The sequence below is a fragment of the Pseudomonas faucium genome (assembly GCF_021602585.1).
Taxonomy (GTDB): Bacteria; Pseudomonadota; Gammaproteobacteria; order Pseudomonadales; family Pseudomonadaceae; genus Aquipseudomonas; species Aquipseudomonas faucium.
Map to the genome: position 1 here is coordinate 76,055 of NZ_BQIP01000004.1, position 20,087 is coordinate 96,141.

General features: G+C 69.0%; 6 protein-coding genes. All 6 read right to left on the reverse strand.

The window, feature by feature from the left end:
* Positions 1-209: 209 nt before the first annotated feature.
* Positions 210-2,741: a TonB-dependent siderophore receptor gene (locus L6D75_RS06765; RefSeq protein ID WP_176516465.1), complete on the reverse strand. Its 2,532-nt coding sequence runs from the start codon at positions 2,739-2,741 to the stop codon at positions 210-212.
* A 228-nt stretch (positions 2,742-2,969) separates the two neighbouring features.
* Complete coding sequence (locus tag L6D75_RS06770; protein ID WP_176516467.1) at positions 2,970-6,047, reverse strand: non-ribosomal peptide synthetase; 3,078 nt, start codon at positions 6,045-6,047, stop codon at positions 2,970-2,972.
* Positions 6,044-16,243 (reverse strand): non-ribosomal peptide synthetase, encoded by a 10,200-nt coding sequence (locus L6D75_RS06775; RefSeq protein WP_176516469.1) that lies wholly within the window; start codon positions 16,241-16,243, stop codon positions 6,044-6,046. The genes L6D75_RS06770 and L6D75_RS06775 overlap by 4 nt, the downstream gene beginning before the upstream one ends.
* Positions 16,244-16,438: 195 nt before the next feature.
* Positions 16,439-17,830 carry an aspartate aminotransferase family protein gene (locus tag L6D75_RS06780; protein ID WP_176516471.1) on the reverse strand — a complete coding sequence of 464 codons (1,392 nt, stop codon included), beginning with the start codon at positions 17,828-17,830 and terminating at the stop codon, positions 16,439-16,441.
* Between the two features lie 219 nt (positions 17,831-18,049).
* Positions 18,050-19,372 (reverse strand): ATP-binding protein, encoded by a 1,323-nt coding sequence (locus tag L6D75_RS06785; protein ID WP_176516472.1) that lies wholly within the window; start codon positions 19,370-19,372, stop codon positions 18,050-18,052.
* Positions 19,369-20,052: a response regulator gene (locus L6D75_RS06790; RefSeq protein WP_176516473.1), complete on the reverse strand. Its 684-nt coding sequence runs from the start codon at positions 20,050-20,052 to the stop codon at positions 19,369-19,371. Before L6D75_RS06790 ends, L6D75_RS06785 begins: the two co-directional genes overlap by 4 nt.
* Between the last annotated feature and the right edge of the window lie 35 nt (positions 20,053-20,087).

Genomic DNA, 20,087 nt, shown 5'->3' on the forward strand with positions numbered 1-20,087 from the left:
CCGCCTTTGGTGCCCGCCGAGAAATCACGTCGTACAAAAAAAGGCTTACAACCATGGCCTATCAGGCATAGGTACGTTGCAACAAATGTAGGAGCGGATTCATCCGCGATGCGCCGCGCGGGCGGCGCTCGATCTCACAAACACCCAAAAACCCAAGGCAAGCACAAAAAACCGGGGCAAGCCCCGGTTTCTTTCTACCCCTTCAGCCCTCAGTACGTAGCCCGTACCGTCAGCATGAAGTTGCGCGGGTCGCCGTAGGTATTGCCATAGGTCGAGGTCCCGACGGTCTGGTAGTACTTCTTGTCGAACAGGTTGTTGCCGTTGAGCGCCACGTTCCAGTGCTCGTCGATGCGGTAGTCGACCATCGCATTCCAGATCGCATAGCCGCCCTGCTGGTACTCGAACGGCACACTGGCCTGCACCACGTTGCCCAGGCTGTCGTAGGTCGCCGCAGTGCCGCTGACGTGGGTCGCGCTCTGGATATCCACCCCACCCCCAACGCGGAAGTCGTTCAGCACGCCCGGCAGGCGGTAGGTGGTGAACAGCTTGGCCAGGTGCTTGGGCGTCACGGTGCTCAGCGCAGAGCCGGTGTCGCGGTTCTTGTTCAGGTTCAGGGTGTAGCTGGCCATCATCATCCACTCCGGCAGGATCTCGCCGGAAATTTCCATGTCGATGCCCTTGCTGACCGTCTCGCCGCCGTTGACGTAGCAGCAGTTGCCGCCGAACAGCACCTGGCTGAGCGGGTAGTTGGCATCCTGCACGGCCTGGTCTTCACGCTTGGTGTAGTACAGCGCGATGCTGGTGTTCACCGCACCGCCGAACAGCTCGCCCTTGATCCCGGTTTCGTAGGTCTTGCCCTTCATCGGGTCGAGGGTGGAACCGGAGGTCGGCGGGCCGGCCATCAGGTTCTGCTGCGGCTTGTAGATTTCCGCGTAGCTGGCGTAGGCCGCCCACTCATCGTTCAGGTCGTAGACGATGCCACCGAACGGCGTGACCTTGGTCGGCTCGCGCATGTCCACCCGCGATTGCTGGGTCCAGACGCCGGCGGCGTTGGCGCTCTGGTAGGTCTGGTCGAACTTGTAGCGCTGCACCCGCGCCCCGAGGATCACGTGCAGCGGCTCGGCCACCTGCAGGCGCAGGCTCGAGTACAGGCCGTACTGGGTCTGGCTGTTGGGCTTGTAGTCGCGGCTGATGTTCGGCCGCGCACCGGGGTCGTCCCATGGCGTTGAGTTGGGGTCGAAGACGTTGACCGGGCCACCGGCGGTGGTGAAGCGGCCGGTACCTTGCCAGCGGCTGTCGATTTCCTGGTAGTCGGCGCCCACCACCAGGCGGTGGTCGAGGCCGAACATGCTGAAGTCGCCGGAGAGGTTGGCGTCCCAGAGGTGCTGTTCGCTCCACTGGGTGACCCAGGTGCCATAGCGGGTCACGCCGGTACCGGTGACCGGGTTGACCGAGCCCAGGGTGGTGGCGTTGTTGGTGTCGATGGTGTCGTAGATGTTGGTGTAGCTGAGGTTGAGCTTCCAGTCGTCGTTCAGGCGGTGGTCGACCTTGGCGAAGTACTCGCGCGAATAGCCATCGGCGTAGGCCCAGGTGGTGGACAGGCCGGTGTGGCGCGGCAGGCCCAGGTCGACCCCGTTGCTGTAGCGCGGCACGGCCGAGGCGGTACCGGTTTCGTGCACCTTGTTGTAGCGCATGCCGGCGGTGAGCATGGTGTCGTCGCTGACATCGGCCTCGAGCACGCCGTAGATCAGCGGCTTGTCGGTGGCGCGGTTGTCGACGAAGTACTGGCGGTCCTGGTAGGCCACCACCATGCGCCCGCGCAGCTTGCCGTCGAAGCCCAGCGGGCCGGTCACGTCCAGCTCGCTGCGGTAGTTGTCCCAGCTACCGGCCGAGGCGGTGAACTTGAGCTGGTAGAAGTCCAGCGGGCGCTTGCGCACCAGGTTGATGATGCCGCCCGGGTCGCCGGTGCCACCGAACAGGGCGCTGGAGCCGCGCAGCACTTCGACGTGGTCGAACTCGGCCAGGTCGTAGATGTTCGATGAATAGAAGCTGCCGGCGGTGGTGCCCAGGGCCATGGGCGCGGCGCCGTCGAGCTGGATGTTCTGGATCGGGAAGCCGCGCGAGTAGAAGTCCTGGATGCGGAACGTGGTGCTTTGCACGGTGACGCCCGGCACGGCCTTCATCGCATCGTTGATGTCGGTGATCTGGCGGTCTTCGATCAGCTGGCGGGTCACCACCGATACCGACTGCGGGGTTTCCTTCAGCGAGGTCGGGCTCTTGGAGCCGACGCTGGTCAGCCCCGGGGTGTAGGAGCCGGTGTTCTCGGTGGCCTGGCCCATCCCCTGGCCCATGATGGTGGTTTCGCCGATGACCATGGCGCCGGCGCCGATGCCGCTGCTGTCGGTGCTGATGAGCATCACCGAGTTGTTGTCGATGCGGTAGGTGAGGCCCGCGCCGGCGAGCAGTTGCGCAAGCGCCTTGTCCGGCTCCATGGTGCCGCTGACCTTGGGCGCACGCTTGCCGCTGACCAGGTCCGGCGAATAGATCATCTGCAGCCCGGTTTGCTGGCCGAGCGCGACCAGGGCCTGGTCCAGCGACTGGGCCGGAATGTCCACGGCCACCGGCTTGGCGTGCGCGTGCGCCATGGCCAGGCTCAGCACCAGGGCAGAAGCCCGCAGGCTCCACTTCGCTGGACCGGCGGCCAAGGCTGCCGCTGTGTTTCGCGTACGTTTGGACTTCATGTGCGCAACTGACTCCGACTTGTTCTGTGAGTGTTGGGTTGACGGCCTCTGGGGGCCGTTTCAGGTACGAACCACGCGGCTGCAACAACGCGTTTGGTGAGGCTCATTAGTAAGACGCACGAACGTAAAAAAAAACTGATAACTTTTTTCATTTACGTTCAACAATGGTCTACGCAGGCAAAAAAAAAGCAGCCCGAGGGCTGCCTTTCCATCTGCCTTGTCGCCTGCCTAGGCCGTGGCGTTGTTGGCCTTGGCCAGCAGCCGGGCCTTTTCTTCCGGGCTCATGCGCTCCAGTTGCAGGCGTGCCTGGGCGACCTTCTGCAACTGCCCCTTGTTCGCCTCGCCCGCCTGCAGCGCTTCGGCCAGCCCGGCCACCGTCGGGTGCTCGAACACCAGCGCCGGGGCGATCTCGCAGTTGAGCAACTTGCGAATGCCGGCCACCAACTTGATGATCAGCAGCGAATGCCCGCCGGCGGCGAAGAAGTCGGTGTGGATGCCGACCTTTTCACGCCCGAGCAACTGCGCCATGCGCTGGGCCAGCAGGCGCTGCAGGGCGTCCTGTGGCTCGTCCAGCGCCTCGTCCTGCCCGGCCTGGGCCGGCAACAGCGCCAGGGCGCGGCGGTCGAGCTTGCCGTTGGCCAGGCGCGGCAGGCTGTCCAGGCGGCGCAGCTGGGCCGGGACCATGGCCGCCGGCAAGCGCGCGGCCAACTGGGTGCGCAGGGTCGCCTCATCGAGCGCCGGGGCGTCGCCCTGGACGACGTAGCAGGCCAGCAGCTCGTGCTGCCCGGGTTGCGGCTCCAGCGTGACCACCGCGCCCTGGGCGATGCCGTCGAGCGCCAGCAGGCACGCTTCGACCTCCGCCAGTTCGATGCGAAAGCCGCGGATCTTCACCTGGTGGTCCTGGCGGCCCTGCAGCAGGATGCTGCCATCGGCCTGGTAGCGCGCCAGATCCCCGGTGCGATACAGGCGCTCGCCGGCACGCAGAGGGTTGTCGATGAAACGCGCCTCGGCGTTGTCGCCACCCAGGTAGCCACGGCACAGCTGGCGCCCGGCCAGGTGCAGTTCGCCCAGCTCGCCGACGCCGGCCAGCTGGCCCTCGGCCGTGAGCACGTAGACCCGGTTGCCCGCCAGCACCTGGGCAAAACCTTGCGCCGGGGCATCGGCCTGCAGCCGTTGCACAAGCACCCCGACCGTGGCTTCGGTCGGGCCGTAGTGGTTGAACACGCGGGCGTGCGGGGCCAGCTGATGGATACGTTCGAGCAACTGCGCACCGGGCGCCTCGCCGCCCAGCACCAGTGTCGATGGCAGGCAGGCCTGGGCGTTGTCGAGCAGCGCGGCCAGGTGCGACGGCACGATCTTCAGGCAATCGATGCCCTGCTCGCGCACGAATGCGGTAAAGGCCGCCGGGTCCTGCATCACCGCCTCATCGGCCACATGCAAGGTGGCGCCGACCTGCAAGGCACCGAACAGGCTGGTGAGGCCCAGGTCGGCCGCCACCGTGGCGCTGAAGGCGAAATGCTTGCAGGCGGCAAGGTCCAGGGCCTGCTCGGCGGCCTGCAGGTAGCCGGCCAGCTGGCCATGCTCGATGACCACGCCCTTGGGTTCGCCGGTGGAGCCGGAGGTGAACAGGACATAGGCAGTGCTGTTGGGGCGCAGCGGGCGAGCTTCGAACGCCTGGGGCGAGTTGCCGAGCTGCTCGAACAAGGTGGCATCGACCTGCACCTGCACCTCTGCCAGGCGGCACACCTGCTCGCGTCGCGCGGCAGGCCAGGCCGGGTCCAGCGGCACGTAGGCCGCGGCACATTTCCAGCACGCCAGCACGGCTGCCAGCCACTGCGCCGAACGTGGCAGCAGCAGGCCGACCACGCTGCCTTCGCCCACCCCTTGGCCTTGCAGATGAGCCGCCAGGGTATTGGCCAACTGATCGATCTGCTGCCAGGTCCAGGAGGCAGCGGGCTCAACGACCGCCAGTGCCTGGGGCTGCTCGTGCAGCCAGCGCGCCACCCGAGCCGGCAGCAGCTCATCGGCCGTGACCGGCGCCACGTCGAGGTTGCGCGCCAAAAGCAGCTGGCGCTGCTGCTCACCGACCAGGGCCAGGCTGGCCAACGGCGTGCCTGGCGCCTGGGCAATGCTCGCCAGCAGCGTCACGTATTGCTCCAGCAGCAAGGCCGGGTTCTGCAGCCCAGCACAATGCTGCAGCAGCACTTGCGGCCGGGCCGGGTCGAGGTCGACCTGCAGCAGCAGGTCCGGCCCCATTGCCGGTGATTGCAGCCCCAGCATTTTCCAGCCACCCGGCAAGACGGGACGCAGCGGCAACAGGCTGAAGCCGATGGCTGCAGGCTGCAGCGCTGGGGTCAGCTCGGGGGCGTAATACTCCTGCCAGGTGCCGTGCTGCTCCAACTGCGCGGCCAGGTTCTGCAGCCACGCCTGCACGGGCTGAGCGGCCTGGTAGTCGATGAGCAGCGGCAGTTGCTTGTAGTAAACGCCAACGCTCTGGGCGAAGTAGTCGTAGTCCCGGCGGCTGTCATGCCCCCAGTTGACCACCTGGCTGGGCTGGCCATCCAGGCGCGCCAGCAGCAACCACCAGGCCCCTTGCAGCAGAGTTTCCAGCGCCAGGCCCAGGCCCGCCAGGCGTTGCAGCACGGTCGCGTCGAGCGCTGCACAAGTACTGGCACGGGCACTGCCTGGGGTCATGCGCCAAGGCAATTGCTGGGCACTGGCGGCGGTGCCGTTGAGGGCACTCCAATAGGCGCGCGCAGTGGCGGCGTCTTCATCCACCAGCACCTCGTTGCGCCACTGCACGTACTGTTCGAAATCTCCCTCCTCCCCTTGCGTCCACTCGCCCTGGCAGGCGGCTGCCAGGCTCTGCGCCAGCAGCGGCAGGCTGGCTTCGTCGGCCAGCGCGGCCAGCACACCGAGCACCAGCTCGCCCCCGCCATCGGCCCGCTCGCACAAGAGCAGCGCGAGCGGCGCATCGGCTTGCACATCCACGTGCTGGGCGAACCAGGCGGCACGGCCCGCCGCGTCATCCGCCGCCACCCGCGTCACCCGCGGGGCCTGGCCCTGGGCCTCGAAGAACTGGCGCAGGCCGCGATAGCCAGGGGCCTGGCCAATGCGCAGGCGCAGCGCATCGTGCTGCCCTTGCCACTGCTGCAAGGCGGCCTGCAGCAGGCCCGCGGCCGGCAGCGCGGGCAATTGCAGGGTGATGAAGCGTGCCACCTGGTCCCTGCGCACCGGCCCGGCAGGCACGCCAAGCGCTTGCGCAGGCAGCAGCGGCAGGCCGCTGGCTTCGACGGTCATGTTCATGCTTGCTCTCCGGTACGGTTCAAGGTGAGGGTTTCGAGGTCGTCGCGGGTCATCATGTCGCCCATGGCAACCACGATCTTGCGCGGGCCCTGGAACGGGTCGCGGGCGTGGGCGGCGAGCATGTTGTCGAGCAGGATCACGTCACCGGCCTGCCAGTCGAAGCGCACCGCGCAGGCTTCGTACAGCTCGCCGATCAGCGCCATGTCGGCGTCCTCGATCGGGCTGCCATCGCCGTAGTACACCTGGCGCGGCATGCGCTCCAGGCCGTAGAGCGCCAGCAGGTCTTCGCGCACGTCGTCGTCCAGGCAGAACACGTGGTGCAGCTGCACCTGGTTGAAGAAGCTCTTCTGGCCGCTGACCGGGTGCTCGATCACCGCCGGGCAGGGCGTGCGGATCTGCAGTTCGTCGTCGGCCAGCCAGCGCCACTGGATACCTGCGGCCTGGCAACGGCGCTCGACCTCGGCGCGCGACTCGGTCTTGAAGAAGTGCTGCCAGCTCACATCGAGCTTGTCGGTGAAGGTGCGCACATACAACAGACCCTTGTCTTCGAAACGCTGGCGCAGGCCCTCGGGCAGGCGCTGGTACATCAGCCGGCAATCGACCACCGGGGTGGCGCCGCCAATCGGCGAAGGCAGCTCGCAGAAGAACAGCTGCTTGCGCGGCCAGCGGTCTTGGTGGGCGCTCTCGTTGTGGAACAGGATCATCTTCTGCTCAGGGTAGGGCGTGGAGCGGTAGGTGTTCTTGCCGCCCTCCTTCTTCGGCAGGTCGCCGTACTGGCCGTACAGCCCCGGCTGCACCGCCTCGGCGAAGGCTTCGAAGTCCTGCGGGGTCTGCAGGCCGAAGCCGCGGAACAGCAGGCCGCCGTGGCTGACCAGCTTGCGCTCGACCTCGGCGCGGTTGGCCAGCACCCAGTCGGTCAGGCTCACGCCGGGGTCGATGGGCTCGACCAGCAGCGGGAAGGCCTGGCCCGGCACCATCGCCTGCTCGCGCACCACGCTGGCAGGCTGGGTGGCCGGCGCCGCAGCGCCACGCTTGAGGAAACTGCCGAGCTTGTCCTTGCGCGGCTGCGCGCTGCCAGCAGCGGGCGCCGCGACGATTTCACCGTGAACCGTCATAGTGATCTCTCTCAGTGGGATATGTGGGTTGCCCAGCACCTGGCCGAGGATGTCCAACCAGCCACGCAGCAGGGCCTGGATCCGTTCGGCCTTGAACAGCTCGGTGGCGTACTGCCAGGTGACGCGCCAGCCGGCCGCGACCGGGTCGATGAACAGCGCCATGTCGAATTTCGAATAACCGCCCGCCTGGGGCAGCACTTGCACTTGCAGGTCGGCCAGGCCGCTGTGGGCCAGGGGCATGTCGTTCATCACGAACAAAACCTGCACCAGCGGGTTCATGCCGGGATGGCGCGGGGCGCCGGCGGCTTCGACGATCAGGTCGAACGGCAGCGCCTGCTGGGCGCTGGCGTCGAGCAAGGTGCTGCGGGTGCGCGCCAGCCAGCTGGCGAAATCGAGCTGCTCGTCGAGCTGCGAGCGCAGCGGCAGCACATTGACGAAGAAGCCGATCAGCGCCTCCAGGTCGGGGTGCTCGCGGCCGGCCACGTCGGCGCCGAGCAGCAGGTCGTGCTGGCCGCTGGCGCGGTGCATCAGCAGCTGGAATGCCGCCAGCAGCAGCATGTAGGGGGTCACCCCCAGTTGCGCGGCGCGGGCGCGCACCGCCTCGACGGTGGCTTGCGGCAGGTCGAAGTTGAGGTTTTCGCCAGCCTGGGAAGCCTGGGCCGGGCGCGGCAGGTCGATGGGCAATGCCAGGCGGCCGCTGCTGCCCTGCAACGCGTTGCGCCACCACTGCGCCGGGGCCTGCAGCAACCCGGCCTGCTCGCACTCGGCCTGCCAGATCGCGTAGTCGGAGTACTGCAGCGCCAGCGGCTCCAGCGCCGGCGCCTGGCCCTGGGCGAAGGCGCTGTAGCTGGCGATCAGCTCGTTGACCATCAGTGCCATCGACCAGCCGTCGGAGATGATGTGGTGCATGTTCAGCAACAGCACATGGGCCTCGCCCGACAGCCGCAGCAGGCGTGCCCGCAGCAGCGGCGCCTGGTGCAGCGCAATCGGCTGGCGCACGTTGGCCAGTTGCGCTTCGAGCACACGCAGCTGCTGCTCGCCGCCGCCGAGCGAGGTCAGGTCTTCGCACGGCAGCTCGACGCTCAGCGCCGGGTGGATCAGCAGCAGCGGCTCGCCTTCGTCGTCGCAGTCCACGGCGCTGCGCAGCACCTCATGGCGTTGCACCAAGGCCTGCAACGCCTGGTGCAGGCCTTCGACCTGCAGCGGGCCGGCCAGGCGCAGGGCCAGGGGCATGCCATAGGCACCGCTGCCCTGGCTGAACTGCTCGGCGATCCACAGCCGGCGCTGGGCCAATGACAGCGGCGCACGGGTTTTATCGCCCAGGGCGCGCAACTGCGGCCCGGCCACCGCTACCGGCTGCGACTGGCGCAGGCAGTCGGCGAAGTCGCACAGGCGCGGGTGGCTGAACAGCTCGCGCACACCGATGCCGGTGTGGCCCGCACGGTGCAGCCGCGCAACCACCTGGGTGGCCAGCAACGAGTGGCCACCGGCCTCGAAGAAGTGCTCGAAGCGCCCGACCTCAGCCATGCCCAGCACTTCTGCCCAGGCCTGGGCGACTTCACGTTCGAGGGCATCGAGCGGCGCAGTGAAAGCAGCCGCGGTTTGGTCGGTGATGTCTGGCAGCGCCTTGCGATCGACCTTGCCGTTGGGGTTCAGCGGCAAGCGCTCGAGCAGTTGCAGGCGGGCCGGCACCATGTAGGCCGGCAGGCTGGCGCGCAGGTCATCGAGGATGCGCTGGCGCAGGCCATTGTCGTTGCCCGGCCCTTCGGCCGGCACCACCCACGCTGCCAGGTGCAGGTCAGCGCCCTGCCCGCGTGGCATCACCACCGCTTCGCGTACATCGGCACGGGCCAGCAGGCAGGCCTCGACCTCGCCCGGCTCGACGCGAAAGCCTCGGATTTTCACCTGGTGGTCGAGGCGGCCGAGGAACTCCAGCTCGCCATTGGCCTGCTGGCGCACCAGGTCGCCGCTGCGGTACAGGCGCCCGCCACCGACCGGGTCGAACGGGTCGGGCACGAAGCGCTCGGCGGTCAGCGCCGCCTGGCCGAAGTAGCCACGGGCCAGGCACGGGCCGCCGATGAACAGCTCACCGGCGTTGCCGGCGTCCAGCAGTTGCAGGGCCGGGTCGAGCAGGTAGGCACTGCGCCCCGGCACCGGGGTGCCGATCGGCGCGTAGCCGGTGTCGATGCGGGTGTCGGCATCGGCTTGCCATAGCAGCGGGGTAATCACCGTTTCGGTGGGGCCATAACCGTTGACGATGCGCTGCGGGCGCACATGCGCCTGCAGGCGTTCGAAGCCTTCGCGCGGCAACGCCTCACCGGCCACGTTCAGGCAGCGCACCGGCAGTTGCCGGCCTTGCTCGCGGGCCCACTCGGCCAGCTGGCAGGCGTACTGGGTGGGGAAATAGACCACGCTGGCGCGCTCGCGCTCGATCACCTCGAAGGCCTGGGCTGCGGTCCAGATCTGCTCGCCCCGCAGGATGCAGCAGGCGCCCTGGCTCAATGGCAGAAGCCACTGCTCGGTGCCCCAGTCGAAGTTGATCGAGGCAAAGTGCACGAAGCGGTCCTGGGCGCTGACCTGGTACTGCGTGGCCATGGTCTGCAGGTGCGCGGCGATGGCGCCGTGGGTCAGGGCCACACCCTTTGGCCGGCCGGTGGAACCGGAGGTGTAGATCAGCGCCAGCAGGTTGCCGGCATGGGCGCGCGGGGCGGGGTTGCCGGCCAGTGGTGCTTGCGGCTGGTCCAGCCACAGCCAGTCGGCGGCGGCCAGTTGCAATGGCTGGGCGGCCGCGCGCGTGGCGAGCACCAGTTTCACCGCGCTGTCGTCGAGGATGTCCTGCAGGCGCTGGCGTGGGTAGTGCGGGTCGAGCGGTACGTAGCCGGCGCCGGCCTTGAGGATCGCCAGCAGGCCGACGACCATGGCCAGGCCACGCTCGCTGCACAGCCCCACCAGGTCATCCGGGCCGACGCCGCGCTCGATCAGCTGTTGCGCCCAGGCGTTGGCCAGGCCGTTGAGCTGGCCATAGTCCAGGGTGCCGTCCTCGGCGATCAGCGCCGGGGCGTGCGGATTGCGTGCGGCCTGTGCCTCGATCTGCTGGTGCACGGCCAACGTTGCAGCCGGGGCCTGCTGCGCTTGCCACTGCTGTTCGCAGCGCTGGCGTGTGGCGGGTGCGAGCAGCCCCAGTTCCCCGAGGCACGGGTTGCCCGGCGCGGCGATGCTCTGCAGCAGATGGCCGAACTGCGCCGCCAGGCGCTGCACGTCGGCCAGCGCCAAGGCGTCGTGGCGGAAGCGATAGTCGACCTGCAGGGCATCGCCCATGCCCACCGACAGGGTCAGTGCGTAATGCGGTTGCTCGTGGCTTTGCGGCACACCGAAGCGCGGGCCGTCGCCAGCGGCCTGCAGCACCTCGGCCACCGGGTAGTTCTCGAACGCCAGCAGGGTATCGAACAGCGCCTCGCCGGCCCTGCCGGCCCAGCGCTGGATGTCGGCCAGCGGCGTGTATTCGTGCTCGCGAATGGCCAGGTTGCTGGCCTGCAGTTGTTCGAGCCAGGCGTCCAGGCGTTGTTCAAGGCCTGGCGCAGCCACGACCGGCACGGTGTTGATGAACAGCCCCAGCTGCGCCTCGATGCCCGGCAGTTGCGAAGGCCGCCCGGCCACCGAGGCGCCCATGCACACCACGTCCTGGCGGCAGTGGCGTTGCAGCAGCAACAGCCAGGCCGCCTGCACCAGGGTGTTCACCGTGACCTTGCGGGCCCGGGCCGAGGCCCTGATCTGCGCCGACGCCTGGGCATCCAGGCGTTGCTGCCAGAGCCCCTGCCCTGCCGCTTCGGCATTGCGCCGCTGGTGGGCGAGCAACGATGGCGCCTGCAGGCCCTGCAACTGGGCCTGCCAGAACCGTTGGTCCTGCTGCAGGTCGCGGGCCTGCAGCCAGGCCAGGTATTGCCGTGGCTGGGCACCCGCCTGGCGCGGCTGTTCGCCGCGGTAACGCTGCATCACTTCGCCAAGCAGTTGCGCGTGGCTCCAGCCATCGAGCAGCAAGTGGTGATGGGTGTAGACCAGGTGCCAGCGCTGCTCGCCCAGGCGCACCAGGGCAATGCCCAGCAACGGCGCCTGGTCGGTCGCAGCCAGCGCCAGGCGCTGCTGCTCGGCCAGCGCCTGCAGGCGCGCTGCAGGGGCTGGCTGGTCGCGCCAGTCGTGCTGGCTGAACGGCAACTGCAACTGGCGGCGGATCACTTGCAGCGGCTGCTGCGCCCCGGCCGGCCAGTGGAAGCTGGCACGCAGGCCCGGGTGGGCATCCAGCGCCGCCTGCCAGGCGGCCAGGAAGCGCTGCGGTTGCAGCCCGTCGATGTCCAGGCGCAGCTGGTTGATGTAGTCGCCGGCCTCGGCCACATGCAGGCAGTGGAACAGCAGCCCCTGCTGCAGCGGCGACAGCGGCAGGATGTCCTCGACCTCGCCCAGGTTCAGGCCCAGCGCGGCCAGCCCGGCGCGGTCCAGGCCGCTCAGCGGGAAGTCGGACGGCGTGGCGCTGGCCACGCCCGGTTGCAGGCAGTGCTCGACCAGCGTGCGCAGCTGTTGGGCGAAATCGGCGGCCAGGGCCTCGATGGTGGCGGTGTCGTACATGGCCTGGCTGAAACCGAAGCTGATGCCCAGCTCGCCCTGGTAGACCTGCCCTTCCACGCTCAGCCAGTTGGCCAGCGGCGCGTCGTCGTCCTGGCCATGGCCGGCGCCTTGTGGGTCGGGCTGCCACAGGGCATCGGCGTCGAACTGGCTGTCGAACTGGCCCAGGTAATTGAAGGTGACCCGCGGTTGCGCCAGGTGCGCCAGCTGCTCGCGCACCGCCGCAGGGCCCAGGTAGCGCAGCACGCCGTAGCCCAGGCCACGGGCCGGCACGGCGCGCAGCTGCTCCTTGATTGCCGCGATGCAGGCGCCAGGCTCGGCCTGCGGGCGCAGGGCGACCGGGTACAGGCTGGTGAACCAGCCCACGGTGCGGGTCAGGTCGATGTCCTCGAACAGCGCTTCACGGCCGTGCCCTTCGAGCTGCACCAGCAGTTGCGGCTGGCCGCTCCAGTGGCACACGGCGCGGGCCAGGGCCGCCAGCAGCAGGTCGTTGACCTGGGTGCGGTAGGCGCTGGGCGCCTGTTGCAGCAGGGCCTGGGTCAGGGCGGGCGGGAAGCTGATGCTGACCTTGCGCCCATCGCCGACGCGGGTGTGGGCCACCGCGCGGTCACGCGGCAGCTCCTCGCTTGCGCCCAGCGCCTGCCAGTGCTCCAGCTGGCCCATGCAGGCATCGGCGTGCCCGGCCAGGCGCTCGGCCCAGGCTTGGTAGCTGCTGGTTCTGGCCGGCAGCGGCTGGCCCAGGCAGGCCTGCTGCAAGTCTTCGAGAAGGATGCGCCAGGACACGCCATCGACCAGCAGGTGGTGGATCACCAGCAACAGCCGCTGGCTGCCATCGGCCATGGCCACCAGTACCGCCGCCAGCAACGGGCCCTGGTCGAGATTCAGGCTGCGCTGGGCTTGCTCGCAGATAGTGGCGAGCGCTTCGTCGCTGGCCGCCTGGCGCTGCCACAGCACGGGCGCGGCTTGTGGCGCATGGGCTTGCTGCCATTGGCCCTCGGCCTGGGTGAAGCGCAAGCGCAGGGCATCGTGCTGCGCCACCACCTGCGCCAGCGCCTGCTCCAGCTGCTGTGCCTGCAGCGGCTGGCGCGGCACCAGCAGCAAGGCCTGGTTCCAGTGCTGGCGGCGCGGCATGGGGGTGTCGAAGAACTGGCGTTGCACGGGGGTGAGCAGCGCCGGCCCTTCGGCCGGGCGCTGCTCGATCTGCACGGCGCTCACGCGGCCGCAGGCCTGGGCCAGGGCGCGCAGGGTCTGGTGCTGGAACAGGTCGCGCGGGTTGAGCGCAAGGCCGGCCTGGCGGGCGCGGCTGACCACCTGGATGGCGATGATCGAATCGCCGCCCAGCGCGAAGAAGTTGTCGTCCAGGCCCACCTGGGCCACGCCCAGCACCGCGCTCCACACCTGCGCCAGCTGGCGCTCGGCATCGCTTTGCGGCGCGCTGTAGGCGGCCTGCGCGGTGGCCTCGGGTTGTGGCAGGGCCTTGCGGTCGAGCTTGCCGTTGGGGGTCAGCGGCAGGCTGTCGAGGGCCATGAAATGGCTGGGCACCATGAACTCGGGCAGGGTCTGCAGCAGCCAGTCCTTGAGTACGGCCTGCCAGCCTTGGGGCTGGGCGTTGAGCACCAGGTAGGCGACCAGCTGGCGGCCGTCGAGGGCCAGCACCACGCACTCGCGCACGCTGTCATGTTCGGCCAGGCGCGCCTCGATCTCGCCCAGTTCGATACGCAGGCCGCGGATCTTCACCTGGTGGTCGAAGCGGCCGAGGTATTCGATGACGCCATCGGCGCGCTGGCGCACGCGGTCGCCGGTGCGGTACAGGCGGCCACCGGCGCCGAACGGGTCGGCGACGAAGCGCTCGGCGGTCAGCCCCGGGCGGCGGTGGTAGCCGCGGGCCAGGCCGATGCCACCCAGGTACAGCTCGCCGGATACGCCCGGGGCCACCGGCTGCAGCCCGGCGTCGAGCACGTAGGTGCGCAGGTTGGCGATCGGCTGGCCGATCGGCACGCTGTCCTTGCCCTCCTCGACGCAGGTCCAGTGGGTCACGTCGATGGCCGCTTCGGTGGGGCCATAGAGGTTGTACAAGCCGGCGCCCGGCAGGCGCGCGAACACCTGGCGCTGGGCGTCCACCGGCAGCGCCTCGCCGCTGCAGACGATGCGCGTGAGGCTGCGGCAGGCTTCGACGCCGGGCTCATGGATGAAGGCCTGCAGCATCGATGGCACGAAGTGCAAGGTGGTGACGCCATGGCGCTGGATGCTGGCGATCAGGCGCTGCGGGTCGCGGTGCTCGCCGGGGGCTGCCACGGCCAGGCAGGCGCCGGTCATCAGCGGCCAGAAGAACTCCCACACCGACACGTCGAAGCTGAAGGGGGTCTTCTGCAGCACGGTGTCGCTGGCATCCAGGCCGTAGGCTTGCTGCATCCAGCACAGCCGGTTGGTCAGTGCCTGGTGGCTGTTGCCGGCGCCCTTGGGGCGGCCGGTGGAGCCGGAGGTGTAGATCACATAGGCCAGCTGATGCGCTTGCACAGCCAGGGCCGGCGAGCTGGCGGGCAGGCCGTCGAGGGCCAGGGTATCGAGCGCCACGCATTGCACCCCGGCCGGCAGCGGCAGGCTGGCGAGCAAGGCTTGCTGGGTCAGCAGCAGGCGGATGCCGCTGTCCTCGATCATGTAGGCCAGGCGCTCCTCGGGGTACTCCGGGTCCAGCGGCACATAGGCGCCCCCGGCCTTGAGGATGGCCAGCAGGGCGACGACCATTTCGATGCTGCGCTGGGCCGACACGCCGACCAGGGTGTCGGTGCTCACGCCCTGGCCGCGCAGGTAATGGGCCAGGCGGTTGGCGCGGGCATCGAGCTCGGCGTAGCTCAAGGTGCTGTCGGCAAAACGCAGCGCCGGGGCTTGCGGGGTGTGTTGGGCCTGGGCTTCGAACAGCTGGTGCACGCCCTGGTGCAGCGGGTAGCTGGCGGCCGTGGCATTCCATTCATGCAGCTGGGTGTGCAGGCTGGCCGGGGCCAGCATGGGCAGTTGCCACAGCGGCCGCGCCGCATCGGCCACCAGCTCGCGGAGCAAGGTGATCCAGTGCTCGGCCATGCGCTCGAGGGTGGCTGCATCGAACAGGTCGAGCGCGTAGGTGAAGGCGGCGTGCAGCACACCGCCGCGCTCGTAGGTGTCCAGGCTGAGGTCGAACTGGGTGGTGCGGCTGCGCCATTCCAGCGCCGACAGTTCCAGGCCTGTGCCCAGGGTCACCGCCGCCAGGTCCGCTACCTGCGGCTGGTGGTTGTACATCACCTGGAACAGCGGCGCGTGGCTGAGGTTGCGCTCGACCTTCAAGGCATCGACCAGGCGCTCGAACGGCAGGTCCTGGTGCGCCTGGGCGCCCAGCACGGTCTGCCGCACGGCCTGCAGATAGCTCAGCGCATCACCTTGCGGATCGGGCTGCAGGCGCAGCACCTGGGTGTTGACGAACAGGCCGATCAGCCCTTCGATTTCGGCGCGGTTGCGGTTGGCCACCGGGCTGCCGATGCGCAGGTCGCACTGGCCGGTGTAGCGCTGCAGCAGCACGCCGAAGGCACCGAGCAGCAGCATGAACAAGGTCAGGTTGTGGCGCGCGGCGAAGCTGCGCAGTTGCTGGGCCAGGTCGCTGTCCAGCCCCAGCTCCAGGCGTGCGCCGCTGAAGCTGGGGCTGGCCGGGCGCGGGTAGTCCAGGGGCAGTTCCAGCACCGGTTGCTCGTCGCCCAGGGTGGCCTGCCAGTAGGCCAGCTGGCGCTCCAGCTCGCCGGCTTCGAGCCAGCGGCGCTGCCACAGGGCGTAGTCGACGTACTGGATCGGCAACGCCGGCAACTGCGGCTGCGCGCCTGCGGCGAAGGCGTCGTAGCAGCGGCTGAATTCGTCGATCAATACATTCATCGACCAGCCATCGGACACGATGTGGTGCAGGGTGAGCAGCAGCACGTGCTCCTGGTCGGCCAGTTGCAGCAGGCGGATGCGCAGCAGCGGGCCGTGCTCCAGGTCGAACGGGCCGAGCGACTCGGCTTCGACCTCGGCTTGCACCCGTGCCTCGCGGTCTGCTTCGCTCAGTGCGCGCAGGTCCAGGCGCTGGATCTGCGGCGCCGCCGGGCGGTGTACCTGGTGCAGGCGCTCGTCGGCCTGCTGCTGGAACACGCAGGTCAGCGCCTGGTGGCGCTCGAGCAGGCAAACGAACGCCTGCTGCAGGGCCGCTTCGTCCAGCGCGCCCTTGAGCCGCACTGCGCCCGGCAGGTTGTAGGCGCCGCCTTGCGGGTCGAGCTGCCACAGCACCCACATGCGCTGCTGGGCGTAGGACGGCGCCAGGCGGTCCTCGGCCGCCACCGCGGCAGGGATCGGGAACTGGGAAAAGTCGATGCCCTCGCGGGCCAGGGTCTCAAGGAACAGGCGGCGCTTGTCCAGCGGCAATTCAATGAAACGGCGGGCCAGTTGCAGGGACTTTTCGGGATTCATCGGCTTGCTTTCCGTACGAGTGAGGTACCACGGGCAGTGCCCGGCTATCCCTACGAAACGGATACACGCTGGAAAAAATTAACGCTGGCAGGTGGGGAGATCGGGGCGAGCGGGAGGCCGCGCAGGGGCGAGAGGCGGCCTGTGCGCCGCCTCTGCAAGAGGGCGTTGGAGGGGCCGCAGCGCGGCCCCGGGGGGTCAGACGGCTGCCGCCAGCGCCTCGGCGAAGCGCTGGGCTACCTCATCGACTTGCGCTGCGCTGATGATCAGCGGCGGCAGGAAGCGCACCACCGCGCCGTGGCGGCCACCGAGCTCGAGAATCAGGCCGCGCTTGAGGCACTCGCGCTGCACTTTCGGCGCCAGCTCGCGGTTGGCCGGCGGGTGGCCCTGGGTATCGCGCGGGCCATTCGGGTCGACCAGCTCGACCCCCAGCATCAGGCCACGGCCGCGGATGTCGCCGAGTTGCGGGTACTGGCGCTGCAGGTTCAGCAGCTGCCCGCGCAGGCGCTGCCCCATGGCCTCGGCGTGTTCGGCCAGGCGGTGCTCGACCAGGTAGTTGATCACCGCCGAGCCCGCGGCCATGGCCATCTGGTTGCCGCGGAAGGTGCCGGCGTGGGCGCCTGGCTTCCAGGTGTCGAGCCAGTCGCGGTAGACCACCACCGCCAGCGGCAGGCTGCCGCCGATGGCCTTGGACAGGGTCACCACATCCGGCACGATGCCGGCGTGCTCGAAGGCGAACATCCGCCCGGTGCGGGCGAAGCCGCTCTGGATCTCGTCGACGATCAGCGCCACCCCGGCCTGCTCGGTGATGCGCCGCACGCCTTGCAGCCAGGCGATGTCAGCAGGGATCACGCCGCCCTCCCCTTGCACCACTTCGAGGATGACCGCCGCCGGCAGCGGCACCCCGCTTTCCGGGTCGAGCAGCAGGTTTTCCAGGTAATGCAGGTTGGCCTTGACCCCGGCCTCGCCACCCAGGCCGAACGGGCAACGGTAGTCGTAGGGGTACGGCATGAACTGCACGCCATTGGCCAGCAGCGCGCCCAGCGGCTGCTTGGGGCCGTGGCTGCCCATCAGGCTCAGCGCGCCTTGGCTCATGCCGTGATAGGCGCCCTGGAAGGCCAGCACGGTGCTGCGCCCGGTGGCGCTGCGCACCAGCTTGAGCGCCGCTTCCACGGCATCGGTGCCGGTCGGGCCGCAGAACTGCACCTTGGCCTCGCGGCGCAGCGCTTCGGGCAGCACGCCGAACAGGTCCTGGACGAAGCGGTCCTTGACCGGCGTGGTCAGGTCCAGGGTGTGCAGCGGTACTTCCTCGGCCAGCACGCGCTGGATCGCCTCGATCACCACCGGGTGGTTGTGGCCCAGGGCCAGGGTGCCGGCGCCGGCCAGGCAGTCGATGAACTGGCGGCCCTCGACGTCCTCGACGTGGATGCCACGGGCGCGCTTGAGCGCCAGGGGGATGCGCCGGGGGTAGCTGCGGGCGTTGGATTCCTGTTGCTGCTGGCGTTGCAGCAGGGGCGAGTCGGTGAACTCGTACAGCGGTTGCGGCGCGCTGGCCGGCAGGGCCTGGGCAAGGCTGGAAGCGATCGGCATGGGTGAATCCTCGCAAGCAAGCGAATGTGCGGGTGGTTGTCGCTTGGGAGACGCTTGGCTGGGGGGAGGATTTAGCGGTTTTCGTGGGATTTTTTGGAGCTGTGCCGGCCTCTTCGCGGGGCAAGCCCGCTCCCACAGGGGTCGCCACTGCCCTTGAGAATAGGGTGAGCCTGTGGGAGCGGGCTTGCCCCGCGAAGAGGCCGGCACAGCCTGTAGAAATCAGTGCCCAGACCGCGCCGGCACCTGCAACATCACCCGCAAGCCATCGCTGCGGCTGTCGAACTTCAGGCTGCCCGCACAGCGCTGCACGATCGCCTGCACGATCGCCAAGCCCAACCCGCAGCCGCCACTCTGCCCATGGCGCCAGAAGCGCTCGGTCAGGTGCTGCAGGTCGCCTTCGGCAATCCCCGGCCCATGGTCGCGCACGATGAAGCCCACCTGCCCGGCGTCCATCTGTACCTGCAGCTCCACTTCGCTGTCACCACCATGACGCAAGGCGTTGTCCAGCAGGTTGCGCAAGGCCGCCACCGCCAGCGGCGCCGGCATGCCCAGGTAGATTTGCGCGGCCTCTTCAGGCAAGCGAAGGACGATGCGCCGGTTGTCGCCACCCCCGGCATCCTGCACCGCCTGCCGCGCCACCTGCTCGGCGCTGCACTGCACGCCATCCTCGAACGACAGGCTGCCCTCCACCCGCGCCAGCATCAGCAGCTGCTCCAGCGTGCGGTGCATGCGGTCGGCGCCCTGCTCGGCATGTTCCAGCGCCTGCTCGCGCACGGCGCCGTCGGTCATGCGGGCCACTTGCAGGTGGGTCTTGATTGCGGTCAGCGGGCTGCGCAGTTCGTGGGCGGCGTCGTCGGTCAGCCGGCGCTCGCGCTCCAGGGTCTGGGCGATGCGCAGGAACAGCTGGTTCTGGGTGTCGAGCAAGGGCTGCAGTTCGCTGGGCAGGCCGGACACCTGCAGCGGCTCGACGCTGTCGGCGCGCCGCCGTCGCAGCGCGTCGCGCATGCGGTTGAGCGGCTCCAGGCCTTTGCCCAGGCCGATCCACACCAGCCCCAGGCTGCCCAGCAAAGCCATCAGCACGGGCGCCGAGGCGGCCAGCAGGATGGACTGGTTGAGCGCCTCGCGCTCCATGTGGCGGTCGGCGGTGGTGATGCGCACGTCGCCGTGGTTGTAGGTGAAGGTGCGCCACAGCGCGCCGTCGATGGTCTGGTCGCGAAAGCCGCTCTGCTGGTCATCCATCGTGCCGTCGTGCTTGTGGTTGCTGGCCAGGATCTCGCCGCGCAGCGAGCTCACCTGGCAGGCCATGCCGTCGGGCACGGTGAACTGGTCGGCGGAAAAGTGCGCCTCCTCGCCCTTGGCGGTCAGCGGCTTGGGCAGCTGGTCGATCAGCCCGGCGACCATCCGCGCCGACGCCACCAGGCGCTGGTCGAGGGAGAACATCATCTGCTGGCGCAGGTCGCGCAGCATCCACGCGGCGGCCAGCACCCAGATGATGATGAAGGCGCTGCCCAGGATCAGGCTCAGGCGTACCCGCAGGCTCATGATGCCGCGCCTCCCGGCGCCTGCGCCGGCCCCAGGCGGTAGCCCAGGCCGCGCACGGTCTCGACGATGCTGTTGCCGAGCTTGCGGCGCAGGTGGTGGATGTGAACGTTCAGGGCGTTGCTCTCGACTTCGTCGCTGAAGCCGTACACGCAGTCCTTGAGCTGCTCGCTGGACAGCACCCGGCCAGGGTTTTGCAGCAGCGCCTGGAGCAAGGCCTGCTCGCGCCGCGACAAGTCCACGGATTGGCCGGCCAGGGTGGCTTCGCAGCTGCTCGGGTCGTAGCGCAGCGGGCCATGCTCGATCACGTTGACCGCCCGCCCGGCAACCCGCCGCAGCAAGGTGTGCAGGCGCGCAGCCAGCTCGCGCAGGTCGAAGGGTTTGAGCAGGTAGTCGTCGGCGCCGGCCTGCAGGCCGTCGACCCGGTCGGTGACCGCATCGCGGGCGGTGAGCACCAGCACCGGCAGGTCGATGCCTTGCTGGCGCAGGCGGCGCAGCAGCTTGAGGCCGTCTTCGTCGGGCAGGCCGAGGTCGAGGATCATCACATCGAACTGCGCGGCCTGGAGCATGGCCCGGGCAGCGGCGGCGTTGGCCACGCGGTCGACGGTCAGGCCCTGGGCGGTGAGGCCGGCGCAGATGCCGCTGGCGATCAGGTCGTCGTCCTCGCAGAGCAGAACGTGCATGGTCAAGAGCTCCCGGAATGAGGTGGCTGGCAGTT

What these genes read in the sequence shown, in the direction of transcription:
- L6D75_RS06765 (WP_176516465.1), bottom strand. Translation starts at nt 2,741, where the DNA reads ATGAAGTCCAAACGTACGCGAAACACAGCGGCAGCCTTGGCCGCCGGT.
- L6D75_RS06770 (WP_176516467.1), bottom strand. Translation starts at nt 6,047, where the DNA reads ATGAACATGACCGTCGAAGCCAGCGGCCTGCCGCTGCTGCCTGCGCAA.
- L6D75_RS06775 (WP_176516469.1), bottom strand. Translation starts at nt 16,243, where the DNA reads ATGAATCCCGAAAAGTCCCTGCAACTGGCCCGCCGTTTCATTGAATTG.
- L6D75_RS06780 (WP_176516471.1), bottom strand. Translation starts at nt 17,830, where the DNA reads ATGCCGATCGCTTCCAGCCTTGCCCAGGCCCTGCCGGCCAGCGCGCCG.
- L6D75_RS06785 (WP_176516472.1), bottom strand. Translation starts at nt 19,372, where the DNA reads ATGAGCCTGCGGGTACGCCTGAGCCTGATCCTGGGCAGCGCCTTCATC.
- L6D75_RS06790 (WP_176516473.1), bottom strand. Translation starts at nt 20,052, where the DNA reads ATGCACGTTCTGCTCTGCGAGGACGACGACCTGATCGCCAGCGGCATC.